14 protein-coding genes and 2 riboswitches are annotated in these 15,841 nt (G+C 62.2%); all 14 genes read right to left on the bottom strand.

Features of this window, described 5'->3' with window-relative positions:
• Positions 1-81 precede the first annotated feature (81 nt).
• Positions 82-795 (bottom strand): ABC transporter ATP-binding protein, encoded by a 714-nt coding sequence (locus AAIL67_RS00340; protein WP_034395239.1) that lies wholly within the window; start codon positions 793-795, stop codon positions 82-84.
• Positions 795-1,562 (bottom strand): high-affinity branched-chain amino acid ABC transporter ATP-binding protein LivG, encoded by a 768-nt coding sequence (gene livG / locus AAIL67_RS00335; RefSeq protein WP_003079486.1) that lies wholly within the window; start codon positions 1,560-1,562, stop codon positions 795-797. The genes AAIL67_RS00340 and livG overlap by 1 nt, the downstream gene beginning before the upstream one ends.
• A 55-nt stretch (positions 1,563-1,617) precedes the next feature.
• Entirely contained in the window at positions 1,618-2,856 is a 1,239-nt protein-coding gene (locus AAIL67_RS00330; protein ID WP_343483117.1) for a high-affinity branched-chain amino acid ABC transporter permease LivM, read from the bottom strand.
• Complete coding sequence (livH, locus tag AAIL67_RS00325; protein WP_004340658.1) at positions 2,856-3,779, bottom strand: high-affinity branched-chain amino acid ABC transporter permease LivH; 924 nt, start codon at positions 3,777-3,779, stop codon at positions 2,856-2,858. Before livH ends, AAIL67_RS00330 begins: the two co-directional genes overlap by 1 nt.
• A 96-nt stretch (positions 3,780-3,875) precedes the next feature.
• Positions 3,876-4,997: a branched-chain amino acid ABC transporter substrate-binding protein gene (locus AAIL67_RS00320; RefSeq protein WP_034352399.1), complete on the bottom strand. Its 1,122-nt coding sequence runs from the start codon at positions 4,995-4,997 to the stop codon at positions 3,876-3,878.
• Between the two features lie 350 nt (positions 4,998-5,347).
• Positions 5,348-6,010, bottom strand: coding sequence for an RluA family pseudouridine synthase (locus AAIL67_RS00315; protein WP_034352402.1), 663 nt, complete (start codon positions 6,008-6,010; stop codon positions 5,348-5,350).
• A 20-nt stretch (positions 6,011-6,030) separates the two neighbouring features.
• Positions 6,031-8,211, bottom strand: coding sequence for an ATP-binding protein (locus AAIL67_RS00310; protein WP_034405429.1), 2,181 nt, complete (start codon positions 8,209-8,211; stop codon positions 6,031-6,033).
• On the bottom strand, positions 8,198-8,404 hold the full coding sequence (locus AAIL67_RS00305; RefSeq protein WP_253233091.1) for a hypothetical protein: 207 nt from the start codon (positions 8,402-8,404) through the stop codon (positions 8,198-8,200). Before AAIL67_RS00305 ends, AAIL67_RS00310 begins: the two co-directional genes overlap by 14 nt.
• Positions 8,405-8,453: 49 nt before the next feature.
• Positions 8,454-11,357, bottom strand: a complete 2,904-nt coding sequence (gcvP, locus tag AAIL67_RS00300; protein WP_343483116.1) for an aminomethyl-transferring glycine dehydrogenase — start codon at positions 11,355-11,357, stop codon at positions 8,454-8,456.
• Positions 11,358-11,447: 90 nt separating this feature from the next.
• Positions 11,448-11,996: a hypothetical protein gene (locus AAIL67_RS00295; protein WP_063661107.1), complete on the bottom strand. Its 549-nt coding sequence runs from the start codon at positions 11,994-11,996 to the stop codon at positions 11,448-11,450.
• 47 nt (positions 11,997-12,043) lie between these two features.
• Positions 12,044-12,418 (bottom strand): glycine cleavage system protein GcvH, encoded by a 375-nt coding sequence (gene gcvH / locus AAIL67_RS00290; protein ID WP_059440226.1) that lies wholly within the window; start codon positions 12,416-12,418, stop codon positions 12,044-12,046.
• Positions 12,419-12,540: 122 nt separating this feature from the next.
• Positions 12,541-13,677, bottom strand: a complete 1,137-nt coding sequence (gene gcvT / locus AAIL67_RS00285; RefSeq protein ID WP_343483115.1) for a glycine cleavage system aminomethyltransferase GcvT — start codon at positions 13,675-13,677, stop codon at positions 12,541-12,543.
• Positions 13,678-13,741: 64 nt separating this feature from the next.
• Positions 13,742-13,867, bottom strand: a riboswitch (glycine riboswitch).
• 19 nt (positions 13,868-13,886) lie between these two features.
• Positions 13,887-13,997: riboswitch (glycine riboswitch) on the bottom strand.
• 88 nt (positions 13,998-14,085) lie between these two features.
• Entirely contained in the window at positions 14,086-14,676 is a 591-nt protein-coding gene (locus AAIL67_RS00280; protein ID WP_034405439.1) for a hypothetical protein, read from the bottom strand.
• Positions 14,677-14,689: 13 nt separating this feature from the next.
• The gene (locus tag AAIL67_RS00275) at positions 14,690-15,772 is read right to left on the bottom strand and encodes an MBL fold metallo-hydrolase (RefSeq protein ID WP_343483114.1); all 1,083 of its coding nucleotides are present in this window, start codon (positions 15,770-15,772) and stop codon (positions 14,690-14,692) included.
• Positions 15,773-15,841: the final 69 nt, after the last annotated feature.

Here is a 15,841-nt window from a genome sequence, read left to right as displayed (position 1 = left end):
TTGAAGACAGAAAAGAGCAAGCCCCGCAAGACTTGCGTCCGGCGGGGCCTGGCAATGACCTCAGATGAGGTCAGCGAGCTGTCAATGACCCAGATAGGCCTTGCGCACCTCGTCATTGCTCAGCAGGTTGACACCGCTGTCCTCCAGCACCACCTTGCCGGTTTCCAGCACATAGCCTCGGTCGGCAATCTGCAAGGCGCGGTTGGCATTCTGCTCGACCAGGAACACCGTCACACCCGCTGCGCGGATGGTCTGAATGATCTCGAAGATCTGCGCAATGATGAGCGGCGCCAGGCCCAGTGTGGGTTCGTCCAGCAACAGCAGGCGCGGCTTGCTCATCAGTGCGCGGCCTATGGCCAGCATCTGCTGCTCGCCGCCCGACATGGTGCCCGAGCGTTGCGCTGCGCGCTCCTTCAAACGAGGAAAGAGCTTGAACACATGCTCGACGCCGTCGGCGATCTCGGCCTTGCTCAGGAAAAAGCCGCCCATCTGCAGGTTCTCGGTCACCGTCAGGTCCTTGAAGACACGACGGCCTTCGGGCGAGACGGCAATGCCGCGGCGCATGATGTGATGGGTTGACATCTGGGTGATGTCCTCGCCCTCGAACAGAATGCGCCCGCCGCTGGCACGAGGGTTGCCGCAGACCGTCATCAGAAGCGATGTCTTGCCAGCACCATTGCTGCCGATGAGGGTGACGATCTCGCCCTGATCGACATGCAGGCTGACATGATTGACCGCGCAGATCGCGCCGTAATGGGTGGAGACCTGCTCCAGTTGCAACATATGCTGGCTCATCAGGCCTCTCCCAGATAGGCCTTGATGACCCGTTCATCATTGCGAATCGCCTCGGGCAGGCCCATGGCGATGGGCTTGCCGTATTCCATGACCAGAATGCGCTCGGACACTCCCATGACCAGGCCCATATCGTGCTCGATCAGCAGCACGGCCACGCCGTACTGTTTGCGCAGATCGTCGATCAGATGCTGCAGGTCTTTCTTCTCCTGCGGGTTCAGGCCGGCGGCGGGCTCGTCCAGCATCAGCACGCGAGGCTTGGTGATCATGCAGCGCGCAATCTCCAGCCGGCGCTGGTGACCGTAGGCCAGATTGCCGGCCTCGCGGTTGGCAAACTGCCGCAGGCCCATCACGTCCAGCCATTGGAGCGCGTTGTCGATCTTTTCCTGTTCGGCACGGCGATAGCCTGGCGTGTTGAACAGGCCGCCGAGCAGCGTGGCGCGCGACTGGCGGTGCTGTGCGACCAGCAGGTTTTCCAGCGCCGTCATGCTCTTGAACAGGCGCACGTTCTGGAATGTGCGCACCACACCGTGGTTGGCGACCTGGTGGCTGCTGTGGCCTGCAATGCTCTGGCCGTCCAGAACGACCGAGCCGCCCGAGGGCTGGTAGAAACCGCTGATGCAGTTGAATACCGTGGTCTTGCCCGCGCCGTTGGGGCCGATGATGGCAAACACTTCCTGAGGGCGTACGTTAAAGCCCACGTTGTCCACGGCCAGCAGGCCGCCGAAGCGCATGCACAGGTCTTTGACTTCCAGCAAATACTCGCTCATGCGTTTGCCCTGCCTGTGGTTGTAGTTATTGAAATAATAGCGTTCAGGTGCAGCTTCATGACTTCACCTCCACTTGGTGTCGCTTCATGGGCAGCAGGCCCTGGGGACGCCAGACCATCATCAAAATCATGACCAGACCGAAGATCAGCATGCGGTATTCAGAGAACTCGCGTGCCAGCTCGGGCAGTACGGTGAGGATGATGGCAGCCACGATCACGCCCAGCTGAGAGCCCATGCCACCCAGCACCACAATGGCCAGAATCAGGGCCGACTCGATGAAGGTGAAGGACTCGGGATTGACGATGCCCTGGCGAGCGGCGAAGAAGGCGCCGCCGAAACCCGCGAACATGGCGCCCAGCGTGAAGGCCGAGAGCTTGATCTTCATGGGGTTGAGGCCCAGCGAACGGCAGGCGATTTCATCCTCGCGCAGCGCTTCCCAGGCGCGGCCTATGGGCATGCGGATCAGGCGGTTGCTGATGAACAGCGTCACCATGGCCAGCAGCAGGGCCATCAGATAGACGAAGATCACCATGTGCATGGAGTTGAACTCCAGACCGAAGAACTGATGAAAGGTCGTGCCGTCCTCGGTCAGGGGCGAGCGGGTCATGGGCAGGCCCAGCACCGTAGGCTTGGGAATGCTGGAGATGCCGTCGGGACCGCCCGTGAAGCTGGTCAGATTGGTCAGCAGCAGGCGGATGATCTCACCGAAACCCAGCGTCACGATGGCCAGATAGTCGCCGCGCAGGCGCAGCACGGGAAAGCCCAGCACGAAGCCGAACAGAGCCGAGGCTGCGCCAGCCAGCGGCAGCGCTTCCCAGAACGTCCAGCCAGCCCAGTGGAACAGCAGCGCATAGGTGTAGGCGCCCACGGCATAGAAGCCCACAAAGCCCAGGTCCAGCAGGCCGGCAAAGCCGACCACCACATTCAGACCCAGGCCCAGCATGACGTAAATCATGGCCAGAGTCGCGATGTCGACGGCATTGCGGCCTGCGAAGAATGGCCAGGAGGCGGCCATCATCAGTACCACAAAGATGACGACGTTGCGTGTGCCCGACTTCATCTGCGGGACTGCCGGCAGATTGACCTTGGGCAGCTTGCCAGCGAGCAGGGGCTTGAGCATCTGCACGACGAAGATGGCAAGGCAGGCCCAGCCGGTGATGCTCCAGTCGGGGGTGATGATGGTGCGCACGCCGGCGCGCTCCAGGTGCAGGCTGAAGATGGGGGTGACGACGATGGCCGTCATCACGGTGGCGATCAGCGCATCGCGCAAAGCGGCGGAAAAGCTGTACTTCATCAGACTTTCTCCACTTCAGGTTTGCCCAGCAGGCCCGAGGGGCGGAACATCAATATGGTCACCAGCAGGCCGAAAGCCACGATGTCCTTGTATTCCGACGAGATGTAGGCGGCTGCAAAGGTCTCGGCTACGCCCAGGATCACACCGCCCAGCATGGCGCCGGGGATGGAGCCTATGCCCCCCAGCACGGCGGCCGTGAAGGCCTTGATGCCGGCGAGGAAGCCGATGAAGGGGTTGAGCTTGCCCACAGCCAGCGCAATCAGCACGCCGCCCACGGCGGCCAGCACGGCACCCAGCACAAAGGTGAAGGAGATGACCTTGTTGGTATCTATGCCCAGCAGATTGGCCATGTGCATATCCTGAGCGCAGGCGCGCGAGGCACGGCCCATGCGCGAATGCTTGATGTACATGGTCAGTGCAATCATCAGCACCACGGTCACCGCGATGATGAGCACGCGGGTATAGGGGATGAAGACTTCGAAATTGCCCATGTGGAAATTGATGGCGCCCGGCAGCAGCGAAGGCACGGCCATATCGCGCGCGCCCTGGCCCAGAGCCACCCAGTTCTGCAGGAATATGGACATGCCGATGGCCGAGATCAGCGCGACCAGACGCGGGCTCTGGCGCACGGGCTTGTAGGCCACCTGTTCAACGACCAGGCCGTAGACGCCGGTTACGAATACGGCCACCACGAGCATCAGGCCGATGATGGCCCATATGGGCAGACCGCTTTGCGTGCCAATGGCCGAAAGCGTCACGAGGCCTATATAGGCCCCGATCATGTAGATGTCACCGTGTGCGAAATTGATCATGCCGATGATGCCGTAGACCATGGTGTAGCCAATGGCGATCAGGGCGTAAATGGCTCCGAGTGAGAGCCCGTTGAATAGCTGTTGTATCAGCTGGGGGAGAAAGTCTGACATGTAACGCCACCCTTGAAACAGGAAAAGGCCCGAGGGCCAGATAACAAACATCCGGAGGCATGGCCCCTGCCATTGCCTCCGGAGAGAGTGGTGGAATTACTTGGCGAGCGATTTGCTGCCGTCCTTGTGCCACTGGAAGACCTGGAAATCGAAGGAGTTCAGGTCACCCTGCTTGTTCCAGGACACGGGGCCCAGCACGGTGTCCACGCCGGTGGATTTGTGCATCCAGTCCGCCACCTTGGCGGGGTTGTCGCCAGCGGCCTTGATGGCGGCCAGCAGCGATTGAGTTGCGGCAAACGAAGTCAGCTGGAAGGCACCCGAAGCATTGCGCTTCTTGTCCTGGAAGGCCTTGACCACGGCGGCGTTCTTGGGGTTGGCGGCAAAGTCGGCGGGCAGAGTCACCAGCATGCCTTCGACGGCAGGGCCTGCAATGGCGTTGACTTCGGGGTTGCCCACGCCTTCAGGGCCCATCATCTTGACCTTCAGACCTTGCTCGGCAGCCTGACGCAGCAGCAGACCCATTTCGGGGTGGTAGCCGCCGTAATAGACAAAGTCCACGCCTGCGCCCTTGAGCTTGGTGATGACGGCGGAGTAGTCGCTGTCTCCTGCGTTGATGCCCTCAAACAGTGCCACGTCGATCTTGGCCTTCTTCAGGTCGTCACGTACGGAAGAGGCAATGCCCTGGCCGTAAGACTGCTTGTCGTGCAGCACGGCAACCTTTTTGGGCTTGAGCTTCTCGGCAATGAACTTGGCGGCCGCCGGGCCCTGCTGGTCGTCACGGCCAATGGTGCGGAAGATGAAGTGGTAGTTCTTGCCGTCGGTCAGAGCGGGCGAGGTGGCAGAAGGAGTGACGACCACCACGCCTTCGTTGTTGTAGATGGGCGCTGCGGCAATCGAGGCACCCGAGCAGACGGGGCCGACCACATAGCCGATCTTGTTGTTGACCACGCGGTTGGCAGCGACGGGGCCTTGCTTGGGTTCGCAGGCATCGTCCACGGGTACCAGCTCGATCTTCTTGCCATTGACACCGCCAGCGGCATTGGCCATTTCAACGGCGGTGGTGGCGCCTTCCTTGACCATGTCGCCGTACTGGGTCAGCGCACCGGTGGTGGGGATGACCAGGGCGATCTTGATTTGGGCATGCGCGGTGGAGACCAGGGCGGCACCAGCCAGGCCCAGGGCGGCAACAACGGTTTGCATGCGGAACGGAATGCTCATGAGGACTTCCTTAATCTCGAGAGATGTTCGAAAAGCGCGATTGCTGCCATAGCAGTTCGCGCAAAGAAGCTCAGATTAATCGAGTGGTCAACGAAGGCAACAGGGTATGCAGGGGCTGGTGCAGGCTTTCGGTTTTTGCTATGTCGTGCATAGCAGCTAGTACGCAAGGGCTATGGCGCAGCCTGCATTTGTGATGTATACGCACAGTCCATGCCTGAACTGTAGGCAAGTATCTGCATCAGCGGTCTTTTTGTGCGGATTTCTGTCCTGCCCCAGCGCAGTTCTGAAGGGTTTTTTGTTGCGGCGTGGCAACTTTGAGAGCTTGACGGCTGCTGCCGATTTGAGGGGGATTAAAAAAGTGGATCGCTTTTTAGCTGCAGCAGTCCGCCGGTGACCGGGTGCACCAGCTCCAGTGCTGCCGCATGTAGCAACAGGCGTGGGCTGGCGCAGGCCACGGCTTCGCTGGCATATAGCGCATCGCCCAGCATGGGATGGCCTATGGCCGCCATATGCAGGCGCAATTGATGGGTGCGCCCCGTCAGCGGGCTCAGCAAAACCCGGGTGCAGGGTATTCCTGGTTGGACGGTGTGCTCGATCACCTGCCACAGCGTTTGGCTGCTTTTGCCGGTTTCGTGGTTGATGACACGCAGCGGCCGACGCTCCCAGTCGGCCGCAATCGGCAGGTCTATCAGTTGCCAGCCCCTGTCATTCGCTGCTTCGCTGTGCGCCTGCAACTCGCCGGCCACTACGGCGATATAGCGCTTGTCGACCTTGCGTTCGGCAAAGGCCTGGCTGAGCTGGCGTTGGACGGCCGGATTGCGAGCCATGACGACCAGACCCGATGTGGCCTGATCGAGCCGGTGCACGACCAGTGCATCGCCGAAATGCCGGAGGGCACGCAGGCTCAGGCAGTCTTGCTTGTCGGGGCCGCGACCGGGCACGCACAGCAGGCCCGAGGGCTTGTCGAGCACCAGCAGGTGCTCGTCTTCATACACACAGTTCAACGCACTCATTCAAACAGCTATCGATTGCTTCAGGGGTTGAGCAGTTCATGCACAGTGGCACAGAACTCCTGCACATCGTTGGGCTTGTGGATCAAGGCTCTGGCTCCGGCTGCAATCGCAGCCTGCTCGATTTCGGCCGTCACATAGCCGGAGGCCAGTGCAACCGGCAGTTGAGGGCTGATCTGCAGAGCCTGTCTGAGCAGGTCCAGTCCGCTGAAACCGGGCATGTTGTAGTCGGTGACTATGAGGTCAAAACGCTGTGGCTCCTCATGCAGGGCGGCCATGGCCTCATGGGGATCGGTAAAGCCCGAGACTTCATAGCCGCGACGGCGCAGCAGGCGCTGAAACAGGAAGACCAGAGCCTGATCGTCATCCACATACATGACATGGCTGGCGCGCGTGGCCAGGACAGGTTCGGGCAGCGGGGCTTCGGGCTTGTCCATGCGCATGGGCGGCAGCGCAGAGTGGCTGGAAGTTGGGTCGCTGAGAGGAAAGTACAGCGTGAAGCAACTGCCCTGGCCCAGTTCGCTGTGCACATCGACAGCGCCGCCATGGGTGCGCATCACGCCATGTACGACCGAGAGGCCCAGGCCTGTGCCCTGGCCGACCGGTTTGGTGGTGAAAAAAGGCTCGAAGATGCGTCGCTGAGTCGCGACGTCCATGCCTGGGCCGGAGTCCTGCACCATGAAGACCAGGTATTCGGCCACGGCCAGACCCAGGCGTTCGCATTGGTAGCTGTCGGGAGCAATGCGCATGGCCCGCATCTGGATGATGCCGCGCTGACTGCCAATGGCCTGCATGGCGTTGTTGCAGAGATTGAACAGCGCCTGTTCCACCTGAGTGGGGTCGGCCAGCAGCGGCGGCAGATCGTTGGACTCCTGCACCTGCAGCTCTATGGAGGGAGGCAGAGTCACGCGCAGCAGGCGAGCCGTGTCGGACATGACTTCCTGCACCTGAACCGGACGGCGTTCGGGCAGGTCATTGCGGCTGAAGGTCAGAATCTGGCGCACCAGATCGCGGGCGCGGCGACCGGCTTTTTCGATCTCGCGCAGGCTTTCCATGGCAGCCGGGTTGCCGCAGCTATCGGCCTTGGCCAGCTCCACATTGCCCAGGATTGCGCCCACGATGTTGTTGAAGTCGTGGGCAATCCCGCCGGCCATGGTGCCTACGGCCTGCATCTTGTGGGATTCGCGCAGCTGGGTTTCCAGCGCATTGCGCTGGGCTTCGGCGCGATTGCGGCTGGTCAGGTCGCGCGCAAAGATGGTGGTGGTGTCGCCGCTGCTGTGGTGTTCGAAGGAGACGCTGATTTCCATGGGAATCTCACGCCCCGACAGGGTCAGCCCCGTCATCTCGCCTAGCACGGCCTGTGTGGTCAGCGAGGAAAAAGCCAGTGCCCGAGCGGCATCGGGTAAAAAGCGCTCCAGCGGGCTGCCCAGGGCATCCTGAGGCGAGCACAGAAACAGGGCTGCCGCCGTGGGGTTGAAGACAGTGATGCGCTGATGCTGATCGACGCAGATGATGGCGTCCAGCGCGGAGTTGATGACCGACTCCAGTCGCCTCTCGCTGGCATAAAGCTGCTGGTTGCGCTCTTGCAGCGCCTTGCGCTCGGCAAGCAGCGGGCCCTGGTTGACAACGGCGCACAAATACTGCCAGGTGGCCGGACCGTTTTGCTGGGGCACGACCACGCCGGCCACATGCAGGTCGCCGCAGAGTTCGAATTCTTCGGTGATCTGGAACAGAACCTCGTGTACCTCGGCGCGTCCCATCGCCTTGGCCTGCTCGAAGGCCGTAGTCACGCGCTCTGCGTCGTTGACATGCACAAAGGGCTTGAAGTTGATCAGCAGCCGGTCTTTTTCGGTGGGCTGAAATGCGCGGTGAGCCATGGCATTGGCCTGGACCACCATATCGTATTCATCAACCACCAGCAGCGGCAGCGGAATGCTTGCAAACAGCGTTTCAAACCGCTCCGATGCGCTCTCGGCCACGGCCTGGCTGTAATTGAGTACCTCGTTTTGCAGCTCCAGCTCGTGCTGGTAGTTGCGCAACTCCGCCACCAGGGCCTGCAGCGGGTCTTCATCCTCCGGCACCAATGGCTGGGTGTTGGCGCTCAGGCCCAGCGGCGCAGCACCGGGGGCCAGCAGGGCATGCAGAGGCAGGCCGCCATCAATGACAGGCAGCAAGGGAGGGGGAGTGGGTTCAGAGGAGCTCATGAGACAGGCAGAAGACCTCGGCAGTGTAAGCCGGTCCCTGCACCTGCTCTTTAAAAAGGCGGGCAGTCAACCGGTATTCAGGCAACTCGATGCTCGGTTTGGCGGCAGCAACGCCGATTGCATTGATGTCGTGAATACATTCACTGCGGGCGAACAGCAACGGGCGGGCTGGTGTTCGACATTGATTGAGCATAAAAAAGCCAGTGCGGCGGAGCGCACTGGCTTGGGGGAGACCCTGGCTATCAGTCTTCGTAAGCGTCCATGGGTACGCAGCTGCAAAACAGATTGCGGTCACCATAGACGTTGTCCACGCGGCCCACGGGGCTCCAATACTTGGCGCGGCGCAGGGCAGGCACGGGATAGGCGGCGGTTTCGCGGCTGTAGCCATGCTGCCAGTCTGCGGCCAGCAAGGCCTCTGCCGTATGGGGTGCGTTCTTGAGCGGGTTGTCGTCCCTGGGCAGTCTGCCGGCCTCCACTTCGGCAATCTCGGCACGGATGGCGATCATGGCTTCGATGAAGCGGTCCAGCTCAGACAGGCTTTCACTCTCGGTCGGCTCCACCATCAGCGTGTTGGGCACGGGAAAGGACAGCGTCGGTGCGTGGAAGCCGTAGTCGATCAGGCGCTTGGCCACGTCCTCGGCCATCACGCCGCAGCTGTCCTTGAAGTGGCGCAGATCCACGATGCACTCATGGGCCACGTGACCATACTCGCCCGCGTACAGCGTGGGGAAGTGTTCCTTGAGGCGTGCGCTGATGTAGTTGGCGTTGAGGATGGCGGTCTCGGTCGCCAGCTTCAGGCCCGGCTCTCCCATCATGCGGATATACATCCAGCTGATCGGAAGAACGGCTGCATTGCCCAAAGGCGCTGCGCTGACAGCTCCCACCTGGCGGACGTCGCCTGCGGTGGCATGCCCCGGCAGAAAGGGCACCAGATCCTCGACCACGCACACGGGGCCGACGCCGGGGCCGCCGCCGCCGTGAGGAATGCAGAAGGTCTTGTGCAAGTTCAGATGGCTGACATCGCCGCCGAACTCGCCGGGTGCCGCAAGACCTACCAGGGCGTTCATATTGGCGCCGTCCACATAGACGCGGCCGCCATGGCTGTGCACCAGTTGGCACAGCTCCTTGACCTCGGTCTCGAACACGCCGTGCGTGCTGGGGTAGGTGATCATGATGCAGGCCAGATTGGCGCTGTGCTTCTCGCAGGCCAGCTTCAGATCCGCCATGTCCACGTTGCCGTTGTCATCGCACTTGGTGACCACGACCTGCAGGCCCACCATTTGCGCGCTGGCCGGGTTGGTTCCGTGGGCGCTGCTGGGAATCAGGCAGATATTGCGGTGCGCCTCGCCGCGTGATTCATGGAAGGCCTTGATGGCCAGCAGACCGGCGTATTCGCCCTGGCTGCCTGCATTGGGCTGCAGGCTGATGCCCGCGTAGCCCGTGGCCTGGCACAGCCAGTCGCGCAGCTGCTGATCCAGCTCGGCATAGCCTTGCAGCTGGTTGGCGGGCGCAAACGGGTGGATGTCGGCGAACTCTGGCCAGGTGATGGGAATCATCTCGCTGGTGGCATTGAGCTTCATGGTGCAACTGCCCAGCGGGATCATGCTGCGGTCCAGCGCCAGGTCCTTGTCGCTGAGGCTGCGTATATAGCGCAGCATGGCGGTTTCGGAGTGGTGGGTGTTGAAGACCGGGTGGGTCAGATAGGCCGTGCTGCGCTGCAGGGATTCGGGGATCAGCGAGGTCGGGCCTTCGTCCATGGCCTCGATGGTGGGCAGGGCCTGGCCCTCCTGGGCAAAGATGCTCCAGATCAGCTCGACATCGGTCCGGGTCGTGGTTTCGTCCAGGCTGATGCAGAGATATTCATCCCAGGCCTTGCGCAGATTGACGCCCTTGGATACGGCGCGAGCCGCCAGGGCGTCGGTGGCCTCCCGGGTGTGCAGGCTCACGGTGTCGAAGGCTGTGTCGTGGTGGTGGGCGCCAAAGCCCAACTGGGCCAGGCCACGGCTCAGAATCGCTGTGAAGCGTGCCACACGCTGGGCGATGCGCCTCAACCCCTGGGGGCCGTGGTAGACGGCATACATGCTGGCAATCACGGCCGGCAGGACCTGGGCCGTACAGATATTGGATGTCGCTTTCTCGCGGCGGATATGCTGTTCGCGTGTCTGCAGAGCGAGGCGGTAGGCGGGCTTGCCATGCGCATCGACGCTGACACCCACCAGACGGCCGGGCAGGCTGCGCTTGTATTCGTCGCGACAGGCCATGAAGGCCGCGTGCGGACCGCCCGCGCCCATGGGCATGCCGAAGCGCTGGCTGTTGCCCACGACAATATCGGCATCCCATTCGCCGGGCGGTGTCAGCAGGGTCAGAGCCAGCAGGTCGGTGGCCACGATGGCGGCGGCCTGCTTGGCGTGAATGGCTTGCACATCGGCCTTCCAGTTCACGATCCAGCCGCTGGACGCGGGGTACTGGATGACGGCAGCAAACAGATCGCCTGCCAGCGCGGCCTCCCACTCTTGCTGGCTGTTGGCGATTACCACTTCGATGCCGATCGGCCGGGCGCGGGTCTCGATGACTTCAATCGTCTGCGGGTGCAGATCGCCGGCCAGCACGATGCGATGGCTTTTGGATTTGACAGAGCGCCTGGCCAGCGTCATGGCCTCGGCGGCTGCCGTGGCCTCGTCCAGCATGGAAGCATTGGCAATCGGCATGCCGGTCAGGTCGGTCACCATGGTCTGGAAGTTGACCAGCGCCTCCATGCGGCCTTGCGAGATTTCGGCCTGGTAGGGGGTATAGGCCGTATACCAGGCTGGATTCTCGAGGATGTTGCGCAAGATGACGCCCGGCGTGTGCGTGCCGTAGTAGCCCTGGCCGATAAAGCTCTTCAGAACCTGATTCTTGCTGGCGATGGCCTTGAGTTCGGCCAGCGCAGCGGCTTCGGTAATCGGCGCCGGAAGATCCATGGGCCTGGCGCGTGCGATGGAGTCGGGCATCACATCGCGAATCAAGGCATCCAGCGAGGGCTTGCCGATGGCGGCCAGCATTTTTTGCTGCTCATCGGCGTCCGGGCCTATATGACGGGGGATGAATTCGTGGCTGTTTTCCAGCGCTTCCAGGGAAGCGACGGGGGCGGGAGGCGACATCAGCATGGGAGGGACCTATTCTCAAATACTGTGACTGACGGTTTGCATGCCAGGCATGCGTGAATGCCGTATGCCTGAAGGCATGCGGCCGGTGCTTCAAGCAGCGCTGGCTTGTTCCAGCGCGGTATTCATCAGAGCCAGGCGTTCGCTTTCCTGGTCTGCATATTCCCAATCGGGATATTTGCTGCGTGCCATGGTGTTCAGCCATTGCTGGCAGGCCAGGGCAAGCAGGGCTTGCTGTTGCAGATCGGCATCGATGCTGCCTGTGATCTTGAGCTGACCAAAGGCGGTGGCCACGTGTGCACGGCAGACCGAGCGCAGATAGATCTGGTTCATGTCATCGCTGGCCAGCCACTGGGCCTTGGCCGCATCGTCATGAGCGAGCATGCCCTCGGGCACGGGCAGATCCCAGTTGCTCAGTTGCTGCTGCAAAAAGCGCAGGGCCTTGGCGTTGCCGCCTGTTTGCTCCTGGTACCACTCTTGAAGAGCGGCCAGTGTGTCGCTGCCATCATCGCTGCCGAAGGGGCTGAAGTCGTCACCGCCGTCGTAATAGAAGTCCTGGGCTGCGATGCGCGCAAAGGTCGGGTGGCTGGTCTCGCGGGCGAGACCGACGTCCGGATCGTCAAAATACAGAATGGTGCTCATGGCTGCATGCAAAAACGGCCTTCGCAATGCGAGGGCCGTTGATACGCTTAGTTGTCCTTGGCGAAGTCGTTGTAGGCGGTCTCTTCCATCAGAGCTTCGAGCTCGCCCACATTGCTCATCTTGACCTTGAAAAACCAGCCTGCGGCCAGTGGGTCGCTGTTGGCGAGCGACGGGTCATCGCGCAGGGCTTCGTTGACTTCGACGATCTCGCCGGTCACGGGCATGTAGACATCGGCAGCGGCCTTGACGGATTCGACCACGCCAGCCACGTCGCCGGCCTTGAAGGTGGAGCCCACGGCAGGCAGGTCCACAAACACCACATCGCCCAGCGCATCCTGTGCGTGTACGGTGATGCCGACGATGGCGGCATTGGTGTCAGCGGCGTTGATCCATTCGTGTTCTTTGGAATACTTGATGCTCATGGAAAGCTCCAGATGGGGGATTCAGGGGAATCGGGTGTTGTTTGAGAAAGGTCCAGTTCGCACTTTAGCGGTGTTCTGGCAGCTGTTTGGCAAACTGGCCCGTCTCATGCGCGGCGGCAGACCTAGCCGCGGTAGTAGCGGGTGGGGACGAAGGGCGTGGCGACCACCTTCATGGGCACGGGCTTGCCGCGCACCATGGCGAAGATTTCCGTATCGATGGCGGCATAGTCGGGCTCGACATAGGCCAGTGCCACGGGCTGGTTGAGCGTGGGGCTGAGCAGGCCGCTGGTGATGTGGCCGATATGCTGTCCGTCCATGTTTTCCAGCACGGCGGGCTCGCGCACGGGAATGCGTTCCAGCGCGATCAGGCCCACGCGCTTGCGGCGCAGAGACTGAGGGTTCTGCAATTGCTCCAGCACGATGGCCGCACCGGGAAAACCGCCTTCGCGCTCGCCGCCGGTGCGGCGTACTTTCTGCATGGCCCAGTTCAGCGCAGCTTCCACCGGGGTGGTGCTGGTGTCTATGTCGTTGCCGTACAGGCAAAGTCCGGCTTCTAGGCGCAGCGAGTTGCGCGCGCCCAGACCGATGGGGGCTACCTCGGGCTGTGCCAGCAGAGCTTCGGCAAAGGCTTCGGCAGCTTCGCCGGGCAGGGAGATTTCAAAGCCGTCCTCGCCCGTATAGCCGCTGCGCGTGATGTAGAGCGCATGGCCTTGCCAGTCGAAGTAATTGCCGGTCATGAAGACCAGTTGCGTCACACCGGGAATCAGACGCGAGAGGGCAGTGACGGCTTGCGGGCCTTGCAGGGCCAGCAGGGCGCGATCGGGCAGTGGGACGACCTCGCAGTGGCTACCGATGCGGTTCTGGATATGAGCGATATCGGCCTCTTTGCAGGCACCGTTGACGATGAGGAACAGATCATCGCCGCGGTTGACGAACATCAGGTCGTCGAGAATTCCGCCTTGTTCATCGAGCAGCAGGCCGTAGCGCTGCTTGTGCAGGCCCAGGTCCATGATATCGACGGGCATCAGCGATTCGAGCGCGGCGGCGGCATCGGGGCCGCGCAACAGCAACTGGCCCATGTGCGAGACATCGAACAGGCCGGCGGCCTTGCGCGTGTGCAGATGCTCGGCCATCAGGCCTTGAGGGTATTGCACGGGCATGGCGTAGCCGGCAAACGGCACCATGCGGGCACCCAGTTTCTGGTGCAGTGCAAACAGCGGTGTGGAACGCAGATCGGAAGAGGTGTCAGCAGCAGTCACAGGCAAGCGCTCCGGTGGTCAAACCAAAATGAGTGGCCATGCATGGCGGGGCCATGCGTGGCGGGCTTGCCCTGCTGTCCGCTTTACCTGAGAGATTCACTGCACGCATTGCATCGGGCAGTTTGCTCCTTCGGTGGATGCCGGCGCACATACGAAATGACGGCCTGCATCTCTCTCCAGCAAGGGACGCTGCAGGTTTGCACACCTTGCAGCGCTTGTCAGTCCTTTTGCCTGAGCGTTTTGACACCGGGTTGGGGGTCTGCGCCTTCGGCGGTGCGAGGCAGCTTCAAGCTGCAGGCACTCTCTCCTGACCTTGGCGATTCTAGCGGTGGGCAAGGGGCTTGCACCACCGAATCGGATGGACTCTGGGGTTTTCGAGCACAGATCGCTGGAATTGAGCTTGCGGTCTCACTGCGGTTCTGTGTTCATGGCGGGCGTACGAGGAACATCGATCTCCTGGCGCGGAAACACCAGTTGGTAGGGCTGCTCGAAGCAGGACGTCACGGACTGGCCCTGGCGCATGCCGGGCTTGAACTTCCAGCGTTCGAGCGAGCGCATGATGGACTTCACGATGCGGGGATCGGTATCGGCGGGCTGGTAGGCCACACGGCCGAGTTCGCCCTGGGCCGTGACTTCCAGGCGGAAGACCACCGTGGTCTCCAGCCCGTTCGGAAACCAGTGGGCGCTGATGAAAGGCGTGGTGTGGCGGCGTGGCTGCGGTTGCCGATCGAGCTGGGCGGGGGGTGTGCAGTCTGCCTTGATCCAGGCAGGCCATTCCATGCTCTGTGGCCGCCTGTGCTGCGTGTCCAGTGGCGGAGCCGGCGTCGGCCCAGGCTGCCCGGAAACTGTGCTCGGGATGCCGGCACTCGGCGGCTGCTTGGGCTGGCTGCCATCGGAGAGGTGGGAGCAGGCTCCGAGCAGCAAGGCGGTCAGAGACGCGGCGCAGGCGGCGGCAAGGTGTGAGGTGCGCGAAATGTCCATGAGGACATTGTCGGCCATGCGGGCCGTACCTTCAGGGTTGCGCGGGGCGCAGATCCAGTCCCTTGCTGTCGGCCTCGGCGCAGGCGCGCCACCAGGCCGAGCCCGCATGCGGAGCGTTCAGGTCCAGGCGCTCGCCCATCATGGGCGTGGCGATCTCTATGCCGTGCTGCCTGCCCAGGCTCAGGATCTGCTCGAAGGGGTCCCACCAGGCATGCATGGCGAGGTTGAAAGTGCCGTTGTGTATGGGCAGCAGCCACTGGCCGCCGAGATCCCGGTGTGCCTGCACGGTCTGTGCCGGATGCATATGGACATAGGGCCAGTGGGCGTCATAGGCGCCGGTCTCCATCAACGTGACATTGAAAGGGCCGAAGTGCCTGCCGATTTCGGCAAAACCGTCGAAGTAGCCGCCATCGCCGCTGAAGAAGACGCGCAGCGGCCTGCCGGCCTGGCGGTCTTCTATGGTCCAGGAAGCCCAGAGCGTACGGTTGCCGTCGCGCAGGCTGCGCCCCGAGAAATGCTGGGCCGGCGTGGCAGTGAAACGCAGGCCGTCGACCTCGCTGCCCTGCCACCAGTCATGCTGCACGATCTTGTCGGTCGGCACGCCCCAGGCCACCAGTCTGTCTCCCACTCCCAAGGGGCAGAGAAAAATGCCCGCCTTGGGCGCGAGCACGCGAATGGTGGCGCGGTCCAGATGGTCGTAGTGGTCATGAGAGAGCAGCACTCCGCGCAAGGCAGGCAACTTGTCCAGGGTGATCGGCGGGGCATGAAAGCGCTTGGGGCCGGCAAACGATAGCGGCGAGGCGCGCTCGGAAAACACCGGGTCCGTCAGCCACCAGCCGCCGCGCAGCTTTATCAGCAGTGTCGAATGGCCCAGGCGATACAGGCTGCGTTCGGGCGCGAGGTTCAACTCGGTCGTGCTCAGCGGCAAAACGGGCAGCGCCTGGCCCGGCTGGGAATCGGCCGGTTTGTTGAAGAAGAACTTCCATAGCGTCCCGGCATCGGGCTTGGGGCTGTTGGCCGGACGCGGATGCGTGTTGCGAAAACGCCCGCCCGAATACTGGGGCGAGTCCTCGTAGTTGGTGATGGAGGTGGAGAGACTTGGTTTGCGAAACAAGATCGGGCGCCTTAGTAAGACATTGGCCGCAGTTTGGGATGGTTTGCAGCGCTGCAAGAGCCGGCTTGC

Source organism: Comamonas sp. A7-5, from assembly GCF_039581385.1.
GTDB lineage: Bacteria > Pseudomonadota > Gammaproteobacteria > Burkholderiales > Burkholderiaceae_C > Comamonas > Comamonas thiooxydans.
Note: the sequence above shows the minus strand (reverse complement) of the source record. Positions and strands in the feature narration are given on the sequence as shown.

What these genes read in the sequence shown, in the direction of transcription:
- AAIL67_RS00340 (WP_034395239.1), bottom strand. Translation starts at nt 795, where the DNA reads ATGAGCCAGCATATGTTGCAACTGGAGCAGGTCTCCACCCATTACGGC.
- livH (WP_004340658.1), bottom strand. Translation starts at nt 3,779, where the DNA reads ATGTCAGACTTTCTCCCCCAGCTGATACAACAGCTATTCAACGGGCTC.
- AAIL67_RS00330 (WP_343483117.1), bottom strand. Translation starts at nt 2,856, where the DNA reads ATGAAGTACAGCTTTTCCGCCGCTTTGCGCGATGCGCTGATCGCCACC.
- AAIL67_RS00280 (WP_034405439.1), bottom strand. Translation starts at nt 14,676, where the DNA reads ATGGCCGACAATGTCCTCATGGACATTTCGCGCACCTCACACCTTGCC.
- AAIL67_RS00295 (WP_063661107.1), bottom strand. Translation starts at nt 11,996, where the DNA reads ATGAGCACCATTCTGTATTTTGACGATCCGGACGTCGGTCTCGCCCGC.
- gcvH (WP_059440226.1), bottom strand. Translation starts at nt 12,418, where the DNA reads ATGAGCATCAAGTATTCCAAAGAACACGAATGGATCAACGCCGCTGAC.
- AAIL67_RS00310 (WP_034405429.1), bottom strand. Translation starts at nt 8,211, where the DNA reads ATGAGCTCCTCTGAACCCACTCCCCCTCCCTTGCTGCCTGTCATTGAT.
- AAIL67_RS00305 (WP_253233091.1), bottom strand. Translation starts at nt 8,404, where the DNA reads ATGCTCAATCAATGTCGAACACCAGCCCGCCCGTTGCTGTTCGCCCGC.
- gcvP (WP_343483116.1), bottom strand. Translation starts at nt 11,357, where the DNA reads ATGCTGATGTCGCCTCCCGCCCCCGTCGCTTCCCTGGAAGCGCTGGAA.
- AAIL67_RS00320 (WP_034352399.1), bottom strand. Translation starts at nt 4,997, where the DNA reads ATGAGCATTCCGTTCCGCATGCAAACCGTTGTTGCCGCCCTGGGCCTG.
- livG (WP_003079486.1), bottom strand. Translation starts at nt 1,562, where the DNA reads ATGAGCGAGTATTTGCTGGAAGTCAAAGACCTGTGCATGCGCTTCGGC.
- AAIL67_RS00315 (WP_034352402.1), bottom strand. Translation starts at nt 6,010, where the DNA reads ATGAGTGCGTTGAACTGTGTGTATGAAGACGAGCACCTGCTGGTGCTC.